The following is a 20324-nucleotide window of genomic DNA, read 5'->3' as shown; positions in this document are numbered from 1 at the left end:
TTATGATAACATTAAAGGAAGGAGATAAGGCGCCGGCATTTACCGGTAAAGACCAGGATGATAAAAAAGTATCATTATCGGATTATAAAGGACGGAAAGCAGTTCTGTATTTTTATCCTGAAGATGATACGCCGACCTGTACTATACAGGCCTGTAACCTGAGAGATAACTATGCGTTATTAAAGCAAAACGGGTTTGTAATAATAGGCGTAAGCCCTGATGAAGCAGCAAAGCATAAAAAGTTCGAAACAAAGTATAGTCTGCCGTTTACACTTATAGCAGACCCTTTGCATAAGATAATTGACAAATACGGCGTGTGGGGCGAAAAACAATTATATGGCAGAAAATATATGGGACTGCACAGAACTACGTTTGTAATTGACGAAAAAGGCGTGATCCGTAAAATTTTTCTCCGCCCTAAAAATAAGCAACATGCTGAAGAGATCATTAAAGCATGGAATGAACTGAAATAGCCGATGGACGTAAAAGATATCCGAATAAAAGAGAGATCGCTGAAGGCCCGCATTGCCGCCTGGGTGCTTGGTGTGGATAATGTTGCTTTTACGCTGGGTAAAACCATTTACCTGCATAATGCCTCAAAGCTTGAGTTTCTGTGTGATGAAAGATGGGTGAAACATGAGCTGGAACATGTAGAACAATTCCGCAGGCATGGTTTCCTGCCTTTTGTTTTTAAATATTTTATTGAAACACTGCGCAAAGGATACTATAACAACAAGTATGAGGTGGAGGCAAGGCAGGCAGAGCGGAGATAAGAACAAAGTGAATAAAGCAGTCCGGGGATTATTATTTTTTAAGACATTTATTCCGAGAGCATATAAGTAAACTACCACTTGTCCTCCTCACTAATATCATTATCCTGTTTAAATTGCTCCCTGCTCTCCAATTTCTCCACCTGTCTTTCAATAATTAATTCAGCAATGATCCCGGCAGCATCTTTTTCTCCTGCTTCATTCAATAATTTTTTCAGGCGGGCTTCATTAATGTCTATGCGGTATAATAGTTGGGTAAGTTGCGCAAAATCATGCTGGATCAAATCATTCACCCTTTCGGCAATAATATGCTTCAGCTTTTCTTTAGTTAAAGTATCTGCCAGCTGTAATGACAGCACCTGCTGCAAAGATTGTATCAGCTCTTTCTCCATAATCGTTAAAATTTTTCCATCACTCCCAAACCAAATAATGCGAAATCATATTTAACAGGGTCGCCCGGATCCAATAGTTTCAGGTTGTTTGTTAATTCAAGCGCTGTCAGCCAATCTGTTTGCGTACGGGTTACCAGGTTCAGTCTTTTTGCCACACGGGCAACATGCACGTCAACAGGGCAGATCAGTTGGGCAGGAGTTATTTTTTTCCATAAGCCAAAATCCACGCCGGCGTTATCCTTACGAACCATCCATCTCAAAAACATATTCAGGCGTTTGCAGGTAGATTTTCTGTCGGGCGTGGCAATATGTTTTCTTGTTCTCTGCGGCGCATCTTCCAGTGAAAAAAAGTACGTATAAAATTGCCGCAATGCATTTTCCACGGTAAGGTCTTTTCCTTTTAATCCTTGCGTAAACGCCGTTTCCAATGAGCTGGATTGTGAATAATGATGATGAAAAAAATCAATAAAATATAAAATATCGGTAGCGTTAAACGTGCGGTGTTTAAAGTCAAGCAATCTTTTCAAATCATTATCGGAGTAATTCAGGCAGAATTCATGCGGCGCGTTGCCCATTAGCCGCATCAGCTCACTACTTTTATTAATGATGATCGTACGGTTTCCCCAGGCCAGTATAGCGGCAAAGAATGCTGCAATTTCTATATCCTGCTTTTTTGTAAACTTATGCGGTATGCTTATGGGATCATCCTTTATAAAGGCAGGCGTATTGTATTCCTGTGCTTTGCGGTCGAGAAATGCCTTTAGCTCATCATTCATCTTCATATATTAACCAATGGCCTGGTTAAGATCCTCCATCAGATCATCAGCATCTTCAATGCCAACACTCAGCCTGATCAATGAATCAACCAGCCCGTTAGCAATTCTTTCTTCCCTTGGAATAGAAGCATGCGTCATGCTTGCCGGGTGACCGATCAATGATTCCACACCGCCTAAGGATTCCGCACAGGCGAAGATTTTTGTTGAGGATAATACTTTTTCAGCCGCGGCAACAGTATTGTCTTTCAGCTCAAAACTGATCATGCCGCCAAAGCCCCGCATTTGTGCGTTAGCTACCTGGTGGTTAGGATGATCAGCAAATCCGCACCAATGCACTTTAGCCACCTTTGGATGCTGCCGTAAAAAGTTCGCGATCTTTTCGCCATTTTCGCAATGCCTTTGCATACGTACATGCAGGGTTTTCAATCCACGCAGTAATAAAAAACAATCCTGTGGGCCGGGAACCGCACCACAGGCATTTTGCAGAAAATATAACTGGTCAGCAATTTCCTTATTACTGGTGATAAGGCAGCCATGAACCACATCGCTGTGCCCGCCAATATATTTTGTTGCAGAATGCATCACAATATCAGCGCCAAGGTCAAGTGGATTCTGTAAATAGGGAGACGCAAAAGTATTGTCAACAACAAGCAACGCACCAGCTTTTTTAGCTATAGCCGCACAGGCTTTTATATCTATAATTCTTATTAAAGGATTGGTGGGCGTTTCAACCCAGATCATTTTTGTGGCAGGCGTAATGTGAGCAGCTATATTTTCAGCATTACTCATATCAATGAACGTAAATTTCAGTCCATACCCTTCCCAAATGCGTTTCATTAAACGATACGTACCACCGTATAAATCATTTGTACTGATGATTTCATCTCCTGGTTTAAACAGTTTCAGCAGTGTATCCGTTGAGGCAAGTCCGCTGCCAAAGCTGATGCCATACTTTCCATTTTCCGCTGCCGCAAGTGCATGCTGCAATTGTGTTCTGGTAGGGTTTTGTGTTCTTGCGTATTCATAACCTTTATGCTTTCCGGGTCCCTCCTGCACGTAAGTTGATGTTTGGTAAATGGGCGTCATTATAGCGCCGGTAGAAGGATCGGGATGCACCCCGGCATGAATAAATTTTGTTGCTGCTTTCATCAGAATAATTAAATGAACTGCAAAGATGCATAATTGAAGTGAGTTTAAAGTTATCATGTTTTTTTCCGCAATTCCAGTTTAACAGAAACTTAACCGCGGCAAAGTAACAATAGGCGCCAGCCCCTGTAATGCAGTACAGTAAAGCATTCCAGGACATGCAGGTTTTCGTTTTGTTTATCAGGTAACAAAATATAGCTGCTGTTGTTATCATGATGCTGCCTTCTGCGTAGTTTGGATTTTATACTATAAAGACCAATTATATTTTTGACTTGTTAATAAAATTTATCTCTCGTTAAAAAGCTCTGTTATGAAAAGAATATTTGTTTTATCGATGTTTACACTGCTGTCAGCAGCTGTATTTGCCAACAGTCCTTCCGCAGTAAATGAAAAAGTATTAAAAGCATTTAAAGAAACTTTTACCGCCGCTGAGCAGGTTAAGTGGAATGAAGGCGATAATAGTTATTCCGTACGATTTATCCAGGATGATATAAGGTATATTGTTTATTATGATAAGGATGGGGTGATCACAAGCTCAATGCGCTTTTATGAGCCGGCAAAGCTTCCTATGAATATTTTAAAAGCGATCAGCCAGCGTTATGCAGATAAAACCGCGTTTGGTGTTACAGAAATAACCGCGGGTGATGAAGTGGCTTATTTTGTAAGAATGCAGGACGCTAAATATTACTATACTATTAAATTCAATGCTTTTGCTGAAGGGTTCAGGTATGAAAAACTGAAAAAACAGCAATAGCAGGTAAGCAGGTATGGAGTGTAAGGTATAGGGTATAAGGTGTAGGGCCTTATACCCTATGTTTTTTCAACAGATTTGCCGCCACCAGGTAGCGCCAGTCATAATTTTTACGATCATAAGCATCAGTCGGGCGGTTGCCGGCATCAGCTACTTCTTTTTTTAATATACCGGCAGCGGATAAATGTTTCTTTGCTTCGTGGATCTTTTCTGCCAGCAGGGGGTGGCTCATCCACATTTTCTGGGGAGGCTCAAAACCAACTTTATCTTTTCTCCATACAATAGACGATGGGATAATATATTTAACACTTTCCCGCAAAATCCATTTGGTGTATCCCCCGTGTATTTTATATTTTGATGGTAGTGAGAAAATGAACTCAACCAATTCATGGCTTAAAAACGGAAGCCTCATTTCAATACCATGAGCCATTGCATTGCGATCAGCAACACGCAACAATTCTTCAAGTCCCATAGCCATAGTATCAAAGTACAGGATATCGTTTAATTGACGCACTTCCGGCTTATATACTTTGTTTACACTATTATATTCCTTTATGAAATCACCTGTCAGCTCATTGTTCTCTTTAAGCTTTTTATATGTTCTTTTTTCTAATAATGATGCCGTGAATGAAGGCGTAAAAGCAGATACATAATTTTTGTATCCCCACTCAAAAGGATTGTGCTTTTGCAATGCATGCCTTGCTTTTGAAAAGGCAGCAAATTTACCTGTTGAGATCAGCTCCTGCAGATACCAGTGCAGGTATTTGGAATAACCCGCCAGTATTTCATCAGCGCCCTGCCCGTCAAGCAATACTTTTGTTTGATGCTGCCCTGCCAGGCGGCATACTGCATATTGTGTATACACGCTTGCGGAGCCGAAGGGCTCTTCGTGCTGATAGCAGAGTGTATCAAAATCATTAATAAAGCCTTCGGGCATCGGCGCAATTTTATAATCGTCTAATCCAAACGCCACAGCCACCTCATTTATATACGCGGATTCATCCTTTTCATATCCGGGAAAAACGGCGGAGAAGCTTTTATAATCTGCAGTTGAAATAATATTGTTTATTACAGAAACAATAGATGAACTATCCAGTCCGCCACTCAGGCTTGTGCCAACCAGCACATCACTTCTTAGTCTTCGTTTAACAGAAGTAAAAAAAAGAGAACGGAATCTTTCAAGCGCCTCTTTTTCACCCGGGTCTTTCTGAAAACTTTTATCAATATCCCAATAGTTAACTGCTTTAAAATCCGGGGTTTTAATATTCCATTTGATATAATGAGCGGGGGGAATGGTTTTTATATTGCTGTAAAAAGTTCTTTCTTTTTCATTCGGGAACTGTGTAAAGCCTAAAGCAAGATAATATAATAAGGATTGCTCGTCAATTCGTTTTTCAACGCCTGCCGCCCATAAGGCTTTCATTTCGCTGGCAAAAAAGAAGCCTTTGTGCTGATCATACCAATAAAAAAATGGTTTTTCCCCAAAGCGGTCTCTTGCCATAAAGAGCGTTTGCTCCTTTTCATCCCAGATGGCAAATGCAAACATGCCGTCAAAATGTTGCAGGCATGCTTCTTTATAACAATCATATGCGGCAAGAATAACTTCTGTATCGCACCTGTTTTTAAACCGGTAGCCTTTTGAAAAAAGCTCTTCTCTTATTTCAAGGTAATTATAGATCTCTCCATTGTATATGATCGTATAGCGCTTATGCTGATCTGTGTCGCTATGAAAAAAATGCATGGGTTGAGCTGCTTCCATGCTGAGATCAATAATAGCAAGCCTACGGTGAGCAAATCCAACAGTATGCCCGTCATTTATCCAAAAACCTTCTCCATCGGGCCCGCGATGCGCAATTGCATCAGCCATTTTTTTAAGTACGGGCAGATGAATATTGGCTGGATTATGTGATACTATACCGGCGATACCGCACATAGAATTATTTTAACTCAGATACTTCCCAACAATCGGCACCCTTCTTCCCACGCCAAACGCCTTGGCGCTCACCCGTATTATTGGGCAAAACTGGTTTCGTTTATATTCATTCATGTTAACCATTCTCAATACTCTTGCCACCAGCACGGCATCAATACCCATTGCAATGATTTCTTTAGGACCCTGCCTTCTCTCAATATACTGGTATAGTAATTTATCAAGAATATCGTACTCCGGCAAACTATCACTGTCTTTTTGATTGGGGCGCAATTCCGCGGAAGGCGCTTTGATAATAATATTTTCCGGGATAATTTCCTTCTCACTGTTTATATACCTTGCCAAAGCGTATACCTGCATTTTATATACATCGCCCAGCACACTCAGTCCGCCTGCCATGTCTCCATATAGCGTGCCGTAGCCTGTGGCTAATTCACTTTTATTAGAGGTGTTCAAAAGTATATAACCGAATTTATTGGAAATAGCCATCAGCAAATTGCCTCTTGTACGGCTTTGAATATTTTCTTCCGCAAGACTAAAAGGAAGGTCGCCAAAAATTGGCTTAAGTGTGTCGAGAAAAGATTCGTATATGTTTTTGATGGGAACAATATCATAAGGATTGCCCAGGTTTTTGCTTAGCTGCACCGCGTCTTTTACAGAATGATCTGATGAATATGGAGAAGGCATCAGTATTGCTCTCACATTTTCAGCACCCAGTGCTTTGCAGGCGAGCGCAAGCGTTACAGCACTGTCAATACCGCCACTGCTACCCAAAATGGCTTTGGTAAAATTCATCTTGCTGAAATAATCCCGTATGCCCATGATCAGCGCATCATGTATCTGGCGTATATTATTCGGTGCGGTAAGAAAGTCGATGATCTTATCGGGATTGTTTATTTTGGAAACCCGCATTTCAACATCTGTTCTGCCGGAAATAATTGCAGGCTGTTCAATCTTTTTATTGGTTGGCTCGCTTGCAGCCCCGGGGATATTAACCACTACAAGATCTTCGTCAAAATATTTCATCTCCTTTATAAGATTACCCTGTGCGTCATATACCAGGCTTCCCCCGTCAAATACTATTTCTGTTTGTGAACCAACCGCATTGCAATACAGCATCGGCAAATTATACTTCAATACATTTGCTTTTACAATTTCTTTCCTGTCTTCATCATGATCATAATCAAAAGGAGATGCGGAAATATTGATCATGATATCCGGGCGCTGCAATATCAGCTTATCCATGGGGCATTCGCGGTACAGCGGATTATCTCCCAGGTTCCATACATCTTCGCAAATGGTTAATGCTATGCGGCGGTTTTTGAAAGGAACAATGTGCCATTCGAAAGCCGGTTCAAAATAACGGTACTCATCAAAAACATCATAAGTAGGCAACAATGTTTTTTGCACTACGCTGATCACTTCCTTATTATATAAAAACCAGGCGGCATTAAAAAGGTCTTTACCGCGTTTATCCTTATTGCGCTCCGGCGAACCGATGATCACTCCGATATCGGCAGTGTGTTGCTTTATTTTTTCAACAGCGTCGTAACATTTATTAATAAAATCTTCAAACTCAAGGAAATCTCTTGGAGGATAACCACAAACACACAATTCGGAAAAAACAACCAGTTCTGCTCCCTGATTTTTAGCTGCTTCAATACCCGCTATTATCTTTTTAATATTGCTTTCAAAATTGCCGATGTGATAGTTTTGCTGCGCCAGTGCTATTTTCATGATGCAAAATTAAACTGCTTTACAATGGTGGCAAATATTAGATTTTATTTAGTTGCTTTCTCCCAAAGTTCTGTTGTAACTTTGCCGCGAAATGAAAAGGATAAAGCCCGTAATTTTTATTGCAGTTATTTTTCTGCTGCTTTCGGGGTATGAAGCTGCAGCCCAGTGCTCCATTTGTACCAAAACAGCCCAACAAATGGGCGAAGGTCCGGCTAAAGCGCTGAATATGGGCATTGTTTACCTGATGCTCACCCCTTTTGCGGTAGTTGGTTTTATCGTTTACCGCTGGTGGAAAAATCACAAAAGCTGATATCGACTATCAGGTATCAGTTCTCACGTTCAAATTTCACTATTTAATGTAGTTTCCTCAGTAAAAGACCTGCGGGATGTTAGATAGTATCCATTACATTGTTCCATAATAGCTAAGAAAACTACATTGTTTCACTATTGACCATTCACTATTGCCTATTGTCTTAATATCCCCATTTTTTCATGATCTTAAAATCCTGCGCTATACTTTCCATTGGTGTTTTGCCCTGGTAGGATTCCTGTTCAACAATAAAATGTTTGGTGCCTGATTTTCTGCCGAGGTCAATAATTTCTTTTACCGGAATTACGCCTGCTCCTAAAATAGTGCTCTCGTAAGGCTCGTGTCCTTCGGTTGATTTTATCTCGTCTTTTACGTGCATTGATTCAAACCTGTCAGGATATTTCTTCATTACGTCAAGCGCTTTTGCTCCTGCATTATACATGTTACCAACATCTAATTGCTGCGCCACTAATTTCGGGTCGGTATTTTGCAGAATGATATCGAATATCGTTTGGTCGTTTAACTTCTCGCTGAATTCAAAAGCATGATTATGGTAACCGAAACGCATGCCTGATTTTTTACACAGCTCACCACTTTTGTTGAATACATCCATAAAGCGTTTCAAATCATCATACGTTTTACGCTGAGCCTGTTCAAGCGATGGGCTTATTACAATCTGCTGCCCGAGTATCGCGGCATCTTCCACAGTCCATTTCCAGGCATCAGTAAAATCATTTTTGGTTTCATCCCAATGGTCTTTGCGCATAACGGTATGCCCGCTTGGCATTTTTAAGCCCAGGTCATCCAGTATTTTCCTGAATTCTTTTGCACCGTAACCATAAAATTTTCTGTCAATATAATTGGCATGCTCTACATTTTTATACCCTATTTCAGCCACTTTCTTTAAACTGCCCAATGGATCTTTTTTCATGTCCTCCCGTATGCTGTATAACTGCACCCCCAGCAGTTCCGGCGTATTGATGGCTGCAAACAAATCAGCGGAAAACAAGGTTGCTCCAGCGAGTGCCATTGAGCTTTTTTTCAAAAAGGCCCTTCTTGAATTTTTCATGAGAGAAATGTTTGATAGAATGATAAAATAATGACGGGAAAGATAAGGAATTTTTGGAGGAGGCATACCTGAAATATAACAGAGAATACAATATATCGGACCAACAGTTTGTATATCTTCCCAGGAGTAAGGATACATTCTCACATACCAGCGTTGTTCAAAAAAATTACCGCTTTTAAATAACGGTATAAAAGTTCTGAGCCCATATTAAAAAGTGTAACTTAACTCCTTTATTATTAAAGCTGATGACACTTAAATATCTTCTTTTTGAAAAGGACTATCTCGAAAACCAACTATACTATGCATCCCGGAGCCAGATTGCAAAAAAATATAAAAGGGGTACAATAAACAATGCGGTACTTACCATTACTATGATAACTGTTTACTTTTTTATACTTGGAAACTTTTCTTTTTTACTATGGTTTATTCTTTTTTGTGTTGTCTTTTTGATTATTGCGCCTTTTATTGCGCTAGGCAGGCTTAAAAAAGCTTACCAGAATTCAATCGCGCAATTGTTCAAAAATCGTTTTGGGCTAACCTCAACAGTTGAATTTAAATCATCTTCTATAATTGATTCAGATAGTATGCGGGTCTCAGAAATATTTTATAGTGCCCTTCAAAGTGTGGAAGAGACCGGCGCATATTTTTTTATCTGGACGAAGTATGGAGAAAATCTGATCATTCCAAAGTCCGAAGTAGATAAAGATGCTGTAAAAAATTACCTGCACCAATTGGCAGAACAAATTAAAATACCTTACCATAGCGATTTAAGCTGGAAATGGAAGTAACTTCCTGAGCTAGCCAAACCCGGTTTGCTACATTAACTCATTTTCTTCCTCGTTGTAATTCATCTCTTTTTTAAAAGTTTCTTCCAGGAAGAACAGCGCTGCAAATGCTAAAAGATACGCTACCAATCCTGTAATTAACGCGCTGTAAATAATGCCGGAATGAGGTTTCAGCAATGCGAAAAGCGCGGTAAGCGGAATAACCGTTGCTCTTACAAAATTAGGAATAGTAGTAGCTACAGTAGCCCTTAGGTTAGAGCCAAAAAGCTCTGCGGCTACAGTAATAAAAAGCGTCCAGTATCCGCTGGAAAATCCAAGACAGGCACACACGATATATAAGATGGTGGAAGAATCAATTGGCGCCAATAAATAAACAAGCACCAGCGAAACAGATAAAATGATAAATACGAGCATAGCTTTTTTTCTACTCTGCAAATACTGGCTTAAAAAGCCACTTGCCAGGTTGCCTGCAACCTGGCCGGAAAATGCAAGCATCACTGCTTTACCGGCATTAACCGGCTTGTCTAAACCTAATGCAGTACTAAACTCCGGAGAAAATGTAATTAATATGCCCACTACAAACCATATCGGCATTCCAATGATTATTCCATTCAGGTATTTAAAAAATCGTTTCCTGTTATTGAATAGCATCTTTACATTTCCACGCTTTACTTTCTGTTCTTTAAGCTGCACAAAAATGCCCGACTCAAAAACCCGGAAACGGAGTATAAGCAATAACAATCCTAATCCGCCGCCAATAAAATAAGATATACGCCAGTCGAAGAAGTAAGAGGCAAGATATGCCAGTAATGCACCCAGCACGCCCATGGTAGCCACTAACGTTGCTCCATACCCTCTTATCCTTGCCGGTAAAATTTCTGATACCAGTGTAATGCCTGCACCCAGTTCGCCAGCCAATCCAAAGCCTGCTATAAAACGCAGCACGGCATAGACGCCTACGGAATGCACTAACCCATTCCCGATATTTGCAATTGAATAAATTAAAATAGATCCGAACAATACAGATAACCGGCCTCTTTTATCTCCCATAATACCCCAGAAAATGCCGCCTGTCAGCATGCCTGCCATTTGCAGGTTCAGTAACATTAATCCATCATGCATTATGCTTTCCTGCGAAAGCCCCAGCGATGCAAGGCTTGGTACACGCACAATGCTGAAGAGAAAAAGATCATACATATCAACCATATAACCGAGTGCCGCTACCAAAACCGGTATCCGTACAAGTTGACTGAAGGTGGATGGAGAAGAAGCTGTTTGCATATAAGTATGATATGGTTTTTAGTGATATAGTGTGTGCATTATCATTAGTATGTATAAATGCCTTTCACCAGGCCCTCAACTTCTTTAACCAAAATAGTTTTCCGCTTTTATCCTTCTGCTTCTCATCCTCTGCCTTTCATCTTCCCCTTTCCCTTTTACAGTCTCGGTATTGTCAACCCACCGTCTACCATAATTACCTGGCCGGTAGAATATAAAAAATCTCCTTTGGCAAGCGCTGCAACGACCCTGCCCACATCTTCCGGTTCGCCCCAGCGTTGCTGAATACACAAACCCTCACTAATCAATTTGTCATATTTTTCTTTAACACCTGCCGTCATATCGGTGCGGATAATACCCGGTCTTATTTCATATACCGGTATATTATATGCTCCCAGCCTTATCGCAAATAATTGCGTTGCCATGCTTAACCCGGCTTTTGATAAGCAATATTCTCCCCGGTTTATTGAAGCTACTGTTGCAGATATTGAGCTTACATTAATGATACAACCGCTAAAGCCTGGATTGTTTTGTTTTTGCTCAATCATGTAGTTGGCAGCTTTTTGTGTGAGAAAATAACAACCCTTCAGGTTTGTCGACAACACTTCATCGTAGCTTTCCTCGGTAGCATCCAGTATGTCTCTGCGTTCGCGAGGGGCAATCCCTGCATTATTCACCAGTATATGTAAAGCGCCGTAATGTTCCCTGGTGCTGCGGATCATGCTTTCCCTGTCGGCAGAAGATGCAATACTGCCCCTGCAATAAATCACTTCAGCTCCCAATACTTTCAGTTCATCAATAGCGGGTTGTACCGCTTCGTCCAGCCGCGTTCCGTTTACGGCAAGATTAAATCCTGCTTTTGCCAGCTGTGTGGCAATGCCAAAACCAATTCCTCTTGTTCCACCGGTAATCAATGCTACTCTTTTCATTGCTGTTTAGTTTTTTTGTGAGACGTGAAATGTGAAACGATAATAATGTGTATTCATCTTCCACCCTTCACCTCAATGTCATTTAGTTAACCCTCCTAAAAGGCGATTCGATTGTTATACAGGGGTAGCCCATACGGGGCAAAGAAAACCGCTGGCATTTTTCAACAAACAGGTAGCCGCTATGCGGCAGAAAGCAATGGGCTATCAGCTTTCAGATATCCGTTTTCACATCTACTATTACCTTCTAATCAATCCCTCAGCTCCGTTTGGCTTTCTTTTTGTGCCATAGGCACAATTTGTTTGTGGACGAATCAGTTTATTGTTTCAATTATGCGCCATAGGCGCTACCCTTATTATGCCTTTAAGTAAATAACATTGCGCTTTACCTTTTACCTTCGGCCTTCAAATCCGGTATATCTACCCAGCATTTCTTTTCCCAGCTTTCAATACCTTTTTCTGCAAGCTGCACGCCTTTCACTCCTTCATATAAATCCCAGGGAAAGGGTTCATCTTTTACTACATGTTTTAAAAATAATTCCCACTGCATTTTAAAAGCATTCTCATACACTTCCTGCTCCGGCACCTTGCTCCAGCCTTCAAAAAAATTAATAGGCTGTGTAATATCTGGATTCCATACAGGCTTTGGCGTATTGCCATAGTGTTGTATATAACATTCCCGCAAACCGGCAACAGCAGATCCTTGGGTGCCATCAACCTGCAGTGTCAGCAAATCATCTCTTCTTACCCTCACTGTCCAGGAAGAATTGAAATGTGCTATAATACCATTTTCCAGTTCAAACGTAGCATAAGCTGCATCATCAGCCGTACATTTGTAGCGCCTGCCCTGCTCATCAACCCTTTCTGGTATATGTGTGGCACCGAGGCAGGATACTGATTTAACTTTTCCAAAAACATTATCCAGCACATAGCGCCAATGGCAAAGCATATCAACAATTATTCCTCCGCCATCTTCTTTGCGGTAATTCCACGACGGCCGCTGGGCAGGAATAGAATCGCCTTCAAAGACCCAATAGCCAAATTCGCCACGCACGGAAAGTATTTGTCCAAAAAAATCCTGTTGTATCAGGCGTTTCAATTTGATAATGCCAGGCAGCCAGAGCTTATCCTGTACAACGCCGTTTTTAAGTCCGGCATTTTTACAGAGATTATATAATTCCAGAGCTTCTTTTACATCAATGGCAATGGGCTTTTCACAATAAATATGTTTACCTGCTTTCACGGCTTTGCGTATAGCATCTGCCCGCCTTGTAGTGGTTTGTGCATCAAAATAGATAGTATAGTATGGGTCGGCCATTACCTCATCAAGGTTTGTGGTCATTTTACTCACGCCCGATAATGCACAAAGTTTTTTCAACTTGTTTTCGTCACGGCCAACCAATACAGGATCAGGCATAATGGTTTCTCCCGGACTGATTTTTACACCCCCCTGTTTAATGATTTCAGCGATGGAGCGCAACAAGTGCTGGTTGGTTCCCATGCGGCCTGTAACACCATTCATTATAATGCCTGTTTTATATTCTTTCATCAGTGTATGATTTAAATGTTTTATCTGCTTATGTTGATTGAATTATGAAAAGGGAGACGATAAACCTGTGATCCTCACGTCTTACGTTTCACATCTCACGAATGCATGTACCATCGTTACGCATGTTCCAGGTACGCTTTATTTATTTTTTCCAAAAAAGCTGATTGATCTTCTTTCCAGTACCGGGTTGAAAATATTTCTACTTCATTAAATCCTGCAAAACCTGTTGCCTCTACCCAGTACCGGATCTTGCGCAGAGGAATACAACCATCGCCCATCAACCCCCTGTCGAACAACATATCTGTTGTTGGTGATTTCCAGTCGCAGATATGAAAGGCAAGAAGGTGCTCCTGTTGCCCGCAACGTTTTATTTCCTGCTCCAAAGCAGGATCCCACCACAGGTGATATACATCTACCGCCACACCCACCCATGGGGAATTGATCGCCTCAGCCATATCATTTGCCTGCGCTAATGTATTTATAGCGGAACGTGTATCTGCATACATGGGATGCAAAGGCTCAATGGCAAGTTTTACGCCTGCCGCTTTTGCTTCATCCAGCACAGTTTCAATACCTTCCTGTATCTGTTTTCTCGAATCCTCCAGGCTTTGCGCGGGATCGGCGCCACAAACCAATACAATTAATGGTGCGCCTAATGCCGCGGTTTCTTCAATAGCTTTACGGTTGTCATCAATAGCCAGCTTTCTTTTGTTTTTATCTGTGTTTGGAAAAAATCCACCCCTGCAAAGCGATACAATAGTCAATCCTTCGTTGCGCAGCATTTTGCCTGTTTGATGTATATCACGCCCATCCAATGCATCACGCCAGACAGTAATGCCTTTTACTCCAGCTGCTGCATAGTTACGTGCAGCGGTTTCAATAGCCCAGGGCTTTGTAGTAATGGTATGTATGCATAACCGGGAAAGATCTTTATATGGCGCTATGCTCATCGTTGTTGTATTTAGTATTCCCCCAATAATCTGCGCTATTGCATATTAAAGAAGGTATAATAGGTTTCGTTGTTGATGATACGCCGCAGGTATAATGCAACTTCTCTTGCATGATAATCGCCCCACATGCTGGATTCTCCATTGGGTATTTTGCTTCCTTGCGGCGTATAGTCCCAACCGTTAGGGCGATGATAGATAGAATGCAGGATCAAGCCTTCGTGATTGTCTTTTGTGCTCAGGTAAGGCTCATCAAAAAGGGTATCCAGTACCGTTAATCCTGCCTGCCAGTAGCGGTTACCGCTTTCTGTATCTCCTTTCTGTTGTAAGAATCTTCCTAACCGCAAAAGTCCCTGTGAAGCTATTGCTGCTGCGGAGCTATCTACCGGTTCAAAATCATTATAAGGATCAGCAGGTTTGTTGAGATAGTCTCCCAGCCTGTGCAATTGCGGCGCCCCTGTATCCCAATAAGGAATGCCGTCAGCCGGTGTATTTTCAATATAGTAATCGCAGGTTGCTTTTCCCGCTTTAAGCATCGTGTCTATTATGGCTTTCTTTCCTCCGGGTATTGCGGCATCTTCCGGCAATTGATCAAACCACTCCAGCTCTTCTGCAAAGCCACAAATAGCCCAGGCAAGCCCCCTTGTCCATGTGCTGAAGCCGGTATAGCCCTGCTGTGCATTAGGACAGCGGTAATTGCCATCTTTTACATTAAAAATACATTCATGGGCTGTACGTCCCCAGGAATCATAGATATCGCGGCCGTTATTATAAAAAACGGAATAGTTTGCAGTAGCCGAAAGGTGTTGTACCGCTCGTTCAAGCAAATTGATTTTTACATCTCCCTCTGCCTGTAAAAAATGCCCAAGGCTATGCGAAACGATCAATGCACGAACGGAGCGGATGGTATCTACAAATAAAGAATGAGGGCCATTAAAGGAATGGATGAAGCCACCATCTTTGATAACTGTCCAGCGGCTGGACTGTACAGCGCCTGTAATTTTTAATGCCAGTATATAAAATTGCTTTTCCCATTCATCAAAAGAAATTTTCCCTTCATGCATCAGGCGTAGCAGGTTGCCATATGTGCTTATATTATTAAAACCGTGATCATGCACACCTGTGTGACTGATATGCGGCGCCATCAGGTTCACCGTATTTTTCCTTCCTGTTGCAAGGGCTTGTTTATCGCCTGTTGCGTCATACTGCAGGATGGCGGCACCGTATTGAAAGCCCTGAGTCCATTCTGTCCAGCCTCTTGAGGTGTATTTACCTGCGGCAGTAAATACCGGTGAGCCTTTGGTTTTATCGTAGTTTTTTTCAATGAGAAAAATTTTCCTGGCAGAGAGATCCCAGAAAGTTTCCAGTTTGAAATGTAAGTCAGCTGCCTTCAAGCCTGTTTTTATTTTTACCATCGTTTTTTCAAAATTTAAGCCATCGTTATTGTGAAGTGGCACTATGAGTAGTACCTCACTGATTTAAGCTTTTAAGATAAAGGTTTTTTAAATAGAAATTGCTTTAGAAACAAGAAAATGAATGAGACTGCCCTTATACCGGAAGTTTTGTGCTAAGCCGGGATTGCTGATTGATATTAATGCCTGCTGCCTTTTCCGGTTTCGGCAAAAGCCCTGATAATGGCAATATTCATCTTAACCACAAGATTATTATGAAGCACTGCGTTTAAAGCAACTACTCCCTGCTCGGTAAATGCGTAAGGCGTTTGCGCCAGGTTATCTGCCTGGTGTAAGATGCCATTATGTGTGGCATTAATAGCTGATCGCAGCGTTTCCCATTCTTTTTCTGTGAGCTGAAACAAACATCCCCCGGGGAAATGCTGTATATTTCTTTTGACTTCCTGCCTAAATATTTTGGGCTCAATATTATATATCAACGCTAAATCTATGTCGAGGATCACTGTTTTCCTCCTGATGCGGTATATTCTTTTCTGAATAGCGTAAATAATTCCCATGCGGTGTTTAAGGATTGCGCTGCTAAAATACATAAAAGAAAATCCTTTGCCATAAAGAAGTATAATTTTTAGATGAAAAAAAGCATGCTTCTTATCTTCACCACCCAATATATAAACATATGACAGGGATAGACGCTGTTCAGTTGAATGAAATAATCGTTCATAAGGTGGGAAATCCTACCCGTGGAGAAGATTTTAAACGCTCGGAAAATCTATTGCGTATATCCGGCGACATAGTACCAAAGTTACTTACGCAATATTTTCTCGGAGCATTTGATACAAACAAACTATACCATTTTACACATCTCAGCGACCTGAAGCTGAACGAGATGTATCATTACACTGCTCAGCTATTTGAGGAGCCGAAGCGTTTCATTGAAATTTCCGGGCAGATGGCTGCTTTTTTGTACAGTAAAAGCACCCATGTAAAAGTGAAGGATGGGGAGCTGTATGCAGCGGTGTTTGAAAATATTCCTTTTGAAAATGATTTTATTTCTGCCATTGGCATTTTTAAATCAGAAACGAAAGAGACTTTTCTTAAACTATATCACCTGAAAGATGACTGGGAACTGAAAAACGAAGAAGGCATCAGTATAAATAAATTAGATAAAGGCTGTCTTATATTTAATACTAACGCTGCTGAAGGGTATAAAATATGCGTGGCAGATAATACCAATAAACAGGATGCCCAATACTGGATCAGCGATTTTTTGCAGGTACAACCCTTAGCGGACAGCTATAATCATACCGATCAGTACCTGAGCCTTTGCAAGAATTTTGTAACCAATGAGTATGCGGAAAAATTTGAAGTATCAAAAGGTGACCAGATAGAACTTTTGAACCGTTCAATGGATTATTTTAAAACAAAAGAACAATTCAGTTTGCAGGAGTTTGCGGAAGAAGTTATCCATCACCCGGATGTGGTGGAAACTTTTATGGATTACAAGAAGAATTTTGAAGCTTCGAGGAATTTTGAAATTGAGGACGGGTTTGATATCAATCTTGCAGCGGTAAAGAAGCAGCAACGGGTTTTTAAATCAGTGCTGAAGCTGGATAAAAATTTTCACATCTATATTCACGGCCGCCGCGACCTGATTGAAAAGGGCATTGATGAAGAAACCGGGAGAAAGTATTATAAGATTTATTTTGAGGAGGAGAGTTAATGTGTTGTCAAGTGTAACAGGAGAAGGGATTTGAATATAGGGTTCAATTTTTTTATATTGCAACATAAACCCTTTGCCATTGAACCAGAATCCCGAACAAATAGCCAGAGACAGGATCTATGCTGCATTGCTGCAGAGCGGCTGGCTTATTCAGGATAAATCCCGCATCAATCTTCCCGCAGGCAGGGGTATAGCAGTAAGAGAATATCAAACCGATATAGGCCCGGCAGATTATATTTTATTTGCTGATAAAAGACCAATAGGCATTATTGAAGCCAAGAGAGAAGAGGAAGCAGAGCGCCTCACAGTACACGAAGACCAAACAGAAGGCTATGCAAACGCAAAGTTGAAATATCTCAACAATGAGCCATTGCCCTTTGAATACGAAAGTACAGGGGAAATTACCCGCTTCACCGATTATCGGAACCCAAAGCCGAGACGCCGGCCGGTTTTTAGCAAAACCGAGCTTTTAGTTACTGTTTGTAAAATACTTGATGACACCACCTCTACAGGTTTTTCAACAATCAGGGAAGCTATGCGCAACTGGAAGATGGCGTTGGGAAATTCACCTTATAAGAATAAAGCCGAAAAATTCAATGAAAAAAATGAGGCAATGCTTAAGTTTTATAATCAAAAAAATGGGATACGAAATTAAAAAAGTAAAAGCCCCCAATGATTAGCATTAAGAAATATAGTCTGCGACAACTAAAACGGAAATTTGAGAATAGGGATTTTGCCATTCCTGAAATTCAACGCCAATATGTTTGGAAAAAGCAACAGATTTTAAAGTTGATGGATAGCATATTTCGAAATTATCCTATAGGGATTGGGCTGGTATGGAATGCTCCTTTTTCAAAAGCCATTAATATAAGACCCAATAACAAAACAATTGTACCACCTTTTAATAAAAAAGCAAAACATGCTGAATTGATTATTGACGGTCAACAAAGGTTATCTACAATATATGGCGTAATTATGGGGGTTGAAGAAAGACCGGATGCAGGCTCTGATATAAACTTTCGCCACTTATTTTTTAACTGCGATAAAAAAGCAGACCGACGATTTGTCTTCTCATCAAGATATGATGAGAACACCAAAGGATATATAAGATTATTTGATTTGCTTAATACACAGCCTGCGCTTTTAAAGCGTAGGCTTGGGTTAACAAATTGGGAGACTATCGAGGCATCGAAATGTTATAAGGCATTTCACCACTTTTCCTTTTTGTTACTAATGTTTACCGGTAGTAACGTAGAGGATATCAGGGAGGTTTTTGTAAGAATTAATTCTGCAGGAATGAGGGTTAACCGGGCAGACACTCTTTTCGCGAAAGCAACAGATGTAAGCCTGCGTGATAATATTTTAGACACAAAGAGAGGACTTAAACATTCCTATAATTTTATTTCTAATGAAGCAATGCAGAGTGCCTTGGGGCTTGCATATGGAGCAACAACAATTACGGGACGGGCATTGGAATCAGTATTGACAAAAATTGAGAAAAATAAAAAATATAATGGTGAGTTCACTAAAATTTGGAAAAGCCTGCAATATGGCTATGAAGAAGCGGTTGATTTTCTGGTGAACCATTTAAAAGTCAATCACCCTTCGCTACTTCCATATCAAAATATATATACACTACTTGCATTTTTCTTTTATTTGAACAAATCAAGAGCAAAGCCCTCACAAATAAAAGAGATAAAAAAATGGTTTTGGTTTACAGCATGTGGTGAAAGATATTCGGGAGCGGCTTTTAACAGGAATATTCCGGAGGACATTAAGTTTTTCAAGCGATTGGCAAAAAATAATGGCGCAAAATTTATTTCTTCTGAAAAAATTAGCCCTCTTGATTTTTTAAAAATGGATTATCAAAAATCATCCAGTGTTGCCAAGGCTTATTTTCTTCTTTTGCGAAGTAAAAAGCCTTCATACTTAGCAAATGGTTATGAAATGATGCTGGATAATACATCGTCTTTTTCAAATCGAAAAGACAGGCATCATATTTTCCCCAAAGCACATTTAAGGAGGATACACATTAATCCAAAATGGATAAACTCAATTTGCAACATTTGCTATGTAGAGGCTGACGAGAATCAATCTATAAGTGATGTACATCCAAGAAATTATTTGAAAGAGTATAAAAAACACCGACATTTTTCTCGTGTGATGAGAAGCCATCTGATTCCTGCATCTACCACGAGTCCTGTTTGGGATACAAATAATAAGAGAAGTTTTTTAAATTTTTTTAATGCAAGAGGAAAGGTTATAATCAGCGAGATTGAAAAACTTGCAGGAGCTAAATTGTTTGACAAGCTCGATGAAATTAAAAGGATTTGAGCATACAAATAACTATTATAACCATGCTCGACGACGATTTTAAAAACCTGAAACGTTCCGCCATTGTAATGGTGCCAAAGCAGCCATTTTTCGATTGGCTGCTTGCACATGACCCGGATACTGTTATTGAAGATGAAATAAGAACCGGTAATATATACCTGCTGCCTGATTACGAAACCAGGCAGCAAATGGAGACATGGCTCAGGAAAAACTTCAGCGAGCTCTTTGAAGAGGAATTGTTTGGCTGGTATATAGATGAAGCCATGTGGCCTAAGCACCGCACATTCAAAATGTTTGGCGAGTGGTTCAGCTATTCATTATATCCTATGGTTTTTGATACGCAAAAGGGAATGATTGAAAAATTGTAATTACTGCCTTCAGGGCTTATTATAAAACCGCAGGCAAAAAATTATGTAGTAGCGTATGATTTACCTGTGGGCTTGCTTATTAATCTTGGTGCAATCAGCTTGCAATATAAAAAGGTATTCAATC

21 protein-coding genes are annotated in these 20324 nt (G+C 40.6%); 9 read left to right on the top strand and 12 right to left on the bottom strand.

Features of this window, described 5'->3' with window-relative positions; translation table 11 throughout:
- Positions 1–2 precede the first annotated feature (2 nt).
- Both bcp and DC498_RS16760 read left to right on the top strand, forming a co-directional pair.
- Positions 3–473 carry a thioredoxin-dependent thiol peroxidase gene (gene bcp, locus DC498_RS16765; RefSeq protein WP_116875338.1) on the top strand — a complete coding sequence of 157 codons (471 nt, stop codon included), beginning with the start codon at positions 3–5 and terminating at the stop codon, positions 471–473.
- Positions 474–476: 3 nt separating this feature from the next.
- Entirely contained in the window at positions 477–773 is a 297-nt protein-coding gene (locus DC498_RS16760; RefSeq protein ID WP_116875337.1) for an eCIS core domain-containing protein, read from the top strand.
- Between the two features lie 71 nt (positions 774–844).
- Here DC498_RS16760 and DC498_RS16755 read toward each other — a convergent pair whose 3' ends face one another.
- Genes DC498_RS16755 through DC498_RS16745 form a run of 3 tightly spaced genes read right to left on the bottom strand, consistent with a single transcriptional unit; the run spans position 845 to position 3087 of the window.
- The gene (locus DC498_RS16755) at positions 845–1162 is read right to left on the bottom strand and encodes a hypothetical protein (RefSeq protein ID WP_116875336.1); all 318 of its coding nucleotides are present in this window, start codon (positions 1160–1162) and stop codon (positions 845–847) included.
- A gap of 5 nt (positions 1163–1167) precedes the next feature.
- On the bottom strand, positions 1168–1938 hold the full coding sequence (locus tag DC498_RS16750; RefSeq protein ID WP_116875406.1) for a TIGR02757 family protein: 771 nt from the start codon (positions 1936–1938) through the stop codon (positions 1168–1170).
- A gap of 9 nt (positions 1939–1947) precedes the next feature.
- Complete coding sequence (locus DC498_RS16745) at positions 1948–3087, bottom strand: cystathionine gamma-synthase (protein ID WP_116875335.1); 1140 nt, start codon at positions 3085–3087, stop codon at positions 1948–1950.
- A 307-nt stretch (positions 3088–3394) separates the two neighbouring features.
- Between DC498_RS16745 and DC498_RS16740 the strand changes: the two genes are divergently transcribed.
- Complete coding sequence (locus tag DC498_RS16740) at positions 3395–3838, top strand: hypothetical protein (RefSeq protein WP_133176877.1); 444 nt, start codon at positions 3395–3397, stop codon at positions 3836–3838.
- Positions 3839–3887: 49 nt separating this feature from the next.
- On the opposite strand, the gene asnB is transcribed toward DC498_RS16740, so the two are convergent.
- Both asnB and DC498_RS16730 read right to left on the bottom strand, forming a co-directional pair.
- A complete protein-coding gene (asnB, locus tag DC498_RS16735) occupies positions 3888–5768 on the bottom strand; it encodes an asparagine synthase (glutamine-hydrolyzing) (protein WP_116875333.1) in 1881 nt (626 codons plus the stop codon).
- Between the two features lie 9 nt (positions 5769–5777).
- Complete coding sequence (locus DC498_RS16730) at positions 5778–7502, bottom strand: NAD+ synthase (protein WP_116875332.1); 1725 nt, start codon at positions 7500–7502, stop codon at positions 5778–5780.
- Between the two features lie 91 nt (positions 7503–7593).
- Here DC498_RS16730 and DC498_RS16725 point away from each other — a divergent pair, with 91 nt between their 5' ends.
- On the top strand, positions 7594–7812 hold the full coding sequence (locus tag DC498_RS16725) for a hypothetical protein (protein WP_116875331.1): 219 nt from the start codon (positions 7594–7596) through the stop codon (positions 7810–7812).
- 163 nt (positions 7813–7975) lie between these two features.
- On the opposite strand, the gene DC498_RS16720 is transcribed toward DC498_RS16725, so the two are convergent.
- Complete coding sequence (locus DC498_RS16720; protein WP_240628037.1) at positions 7976–8842, bottom strand: sugar phosphate isomerase/epimerase family protein; 867 nt, start codon at positions 8840–8842, stop codon at positions 7976–7978.
- 284 nt (positions 8843–9126) lie between these two features.
- Here DC498_RS16720 and DC498_RS16715 point away from each other — a divergent pair, with 284 nt between their 5' ends.
- Positions 9127–9669: a YcxB family protein gene (locus tag DC498_RS16715; protein ID WP_116875329.1), complete on the top strand. Its 543-nt coding sequence runs from the start codon at positions 9127–9129 to the stop codon at positions 9667–9669.
- 27 nt (positions 9670–9696) lie between these two features.
- Here the strand turns inward: DC498_RS16715 and DC498_RS16710 are convergent, their stop codons facing one another.
- The 6 genes from DC498_RS16710 to DC498_RS16685 all read right to left on the bottom strand — a co-directional run bounded on the left by DC498_RS16710 (position 9697) and on the right by DC498_RS16685 (position 16335).
- A complete protein-coding gene (locus DC498_RS16710) occupies positions 9697–10947 on the bottom strand; it encodes an MFS transporter (RefSeq protein WP_116875328.1) in 1251 nt (416 codons plus the stop codon).
- Between the two features lie 155 nt (positions 10948–11102).
- Positions 11103–11873 (bottom strand): 3-ketoacyl-ACP reductase, encoded by a 771-nt coding sequence (locus DC498_RS16705; protein WP_116875327.1) that lies wholly within the window; start codon positions 11871–11873, stop codon positions 11103–11105.
- A gap of 382 nt (positions 11874–12255) precedes the next feature.
- A complete protein-coding gene (locus DC498_RS16700; RefSeq protein WP_116875326.1) occupies positions 12256–13419 on the bottom strand; it encodes a Gfo/Idh/MocA family protein in 1164 nt (387 codons plus the stop codon).
- 116 nt (positions 13420–13535) lie between these two features.
- Positions 13536–14369 (bottom strand): sugar phosphate isomerase/epimerase family protein, encoded by an 834-nt coding sequence (locus DC498_RS16695; protein WP_116875325.1) that lies wholly within the window; start codon positions 14367–14369, stop codon positions 13536–13538.
- A 35-nt stretch (positions 14370–14404) separates the two neighbouring features.
- Complete coding sequence (locus DC498_RS16690) at positions 14405–15781, bottom strand: glycoside hydrolase family 88 protein (protein ID WP_116875405.1); 1377 nt, start codon at positions 15779–15781, stop codon at positions 14405–14407.
- Positions 15782–15957: 176 nt separating this feature from the next.
- Positions 15958–16335, bottom strand: a complete 378-nt coding sequence (locus DC498_RS16685) for an ORF6N domain-containing protein (protein ID WP_165813871.1) — start codon at positions 16333–16335, stop codon at positions 15958–15960.
- Positions 16336–16454: 119 nt separating this feature from the next.
- Between DC498_RS16685 and DC498_RS16680 the strand changes: the two genes are divergently transcribed.
- The 4 genes from DC498_RS16680 (at position 16455) to DC498_RS16665 (ending at position 20200) form a co-directional block, all read left to right on the top strand.
- Complete coding sequence (locus tag DC498_RS16680) at positions 16455–17498, top strand: nucleoid-associated protein (protein WP_116875323.1); 1044 nt, start codon at positions 16455–16457, stop codon at positions 17496–17498.
- Positions 17499–17577: 79 nt separating this feature from the next.
- On the top strand, positions 17578–18153 hold the full coding sequence (locus DC498_RS26425) for a hypothetical protein (protein ID WP_206197655.1): 576 nt from the start codon (positions 17578–17580) through the stop codon (positions 18151–18153).
- A 17-nt stretch (positions 18154–18170) separates the two neighbouring features.
- Positions 18171–19832 carry a DUF262 domain-containing protein gene (locus DC498_RS16670; protein WP_116875322.1) on the top strand — a complete coding sequence of 554 codons (1662 nt, stop codon included), beginning with the start codon at positions 18171–18173 and terminating at the stop codon, positions 19830–19832.
- The gene (locus tag DC498_RS16665) at positions 19829–20200 is read left to right on the top strand and encodes a hypothetical protein (protein ID WP_116875321.1); all 372 of its coding nucleotides are present in this window, start codon (positions 19829–19831) and stop codon (positions 20198–20200) included. Before DC498_RS16670 ends, DC498_RS16665 begins: the two co-directional genes overlap by 4 nt.
- Positions 20201–20324: the final 124 nt, after the last annotated feature.

The sequence above is a fragment of the Terrimonas sp. genome, from assembly GCF_003075435.1.
In the GTDB taxonomy this organism is placed as follows: domain Bacteria; phylum Bacteroidota; class Bacteroidia; order Chitinophagales; family Chitinophagaceae; genus Agriterribacter.
This window is presented reverse-complemented; position numbering and strand designations above follow the sequence as displayed.

Bases quoted from the DNA above. Each gene is read 5' to 3' on its own strand.
- bcp (WP_116875338.1), top strand. From the start codon at position 3: ATGATAACATTAAAGGAAGGAGATAAGGCGCCGGCATTTACCGGTAAA.
- DC498_RS16760 (WP_116875337.1), top strand. From the start codon at position 477: ATGGACGTAAAAGATATCCGAATAAAAGAGAGATCGCTGAAGGCCCGC.
- DC498_RS16755 (WP_116875336.1), bottom strand. From the start codon at position 1,162: ATGGAGAAAGAGCTGATACAATCTTTGCAGCAGGTGCTGTCATTACAG.
- DC498_RS16750 (WP_116875406.1), bottom strand. From the start codon at position 1,938: ATGAATGATGAGCTAAAGGCATTTCTCGACCGCAAAGCACAGGAATAC.
- DC498_RS16745 (WP_116875335.1), bottom strand. From the start codon at position 3,087: ATGAAAGCAGCAACAAAATTTATTCATGCCGGGGTGCATCCCGATCCT.
- DC498_RS16740 (WP_133176877.1), top strand. From the start codon at position 3,395: ATGAAAAGAATATTTGTTTTATCGATGTTTACACTGCTGTCAGCAGCT.
- asnB (WP_116875333.1), bottom strand. From the start codon at position 5,768: ATGTGCGGTATCGCCGGTATAGTATCACATAATCCAGCCAATATTCAT.
- DC498_RS16730 (WP_116875332.1), bottom strand. From the start codon at position 7,502: ATGAAAATAGCACTGGCGCAGCAAAACTATCACATCGGCAATTTTGAA.
- DC498_RS16725 (WP_116875331.1), top strand. From the start codon at position 7,594: ATGAAAAGGATAAAGCCCGTAATTTTTATTGCAGTTATTTTTCTGCTG.
- DC498_RS16720 (WP_240628037.1), bottom strand. From the start codon at position 8,842: ATGGCACTCGCTGGAGCAACCTTGTTTTCCGCTGATTTGTTTGCAGCC.
- DC498_RS16715 (WP_116875329.1), top strand. From the start codon at position 9,127: ATGACACTTAAATATCTTCTTTTTGAAAAGGACTATCTCGAAAACCAA.
- DC498_RS16710 (WP_116875328.1), bottom strand. From the start codon at position 10,947: ATGCAAACAGCTTCTTCTCCATCCACCTTCAGTCAACTTGTACGGATA.
- DC498_RS16705 (WP_116875327.1), bottom strand. From the start codon at position 11,873: ATGAAAAGAGTAGCATTGATTACCGGTGGAACAAGAGGAATTGGTTTT.
- DC498_RS16700 (WP_116875326.1), bottom strand. From the start codon at position 13,419: ATGAAAGAATATAAAACAGGCATTATAATGAATGGTGTTACAGGCCGC.
- DC498_RS16695 (WP_116875325.1), bottom strand. From the start codon at position 14,369: ATGAGCATAGCGCCATATAAAGATCTTTCCCGGTTATGCATACATACC.
- DC498_RS16690 (WP_116875405.1), bottom strand. From the start codon at position 15,781: ATGGTAAAAATAAAAACAGGCTTGAAGGCAGCTGACTTACATTTCAAA.
- DC498_RS16685 (WP_165813871.1), bottom strand. From the start codon at position 16,335: ATGGGAATTATTTACGCTATTCAGAAAAGAATATACCGCATCAGGAGG.
- DC498_RS16680 (WP_116875323.1), top strand. From the start codon at position 16,455: ATGACAGGGATAGACGCTGTTCAGTTGAATGAAATAATCGTTCATAAG.
- DC498_RS16670 (WP_116875322.1), top strand. From the start codon at position 18,171: ATGATTAGCATTAAGAAATATAGTCTGCGACAACTAAAACGGAAATTT.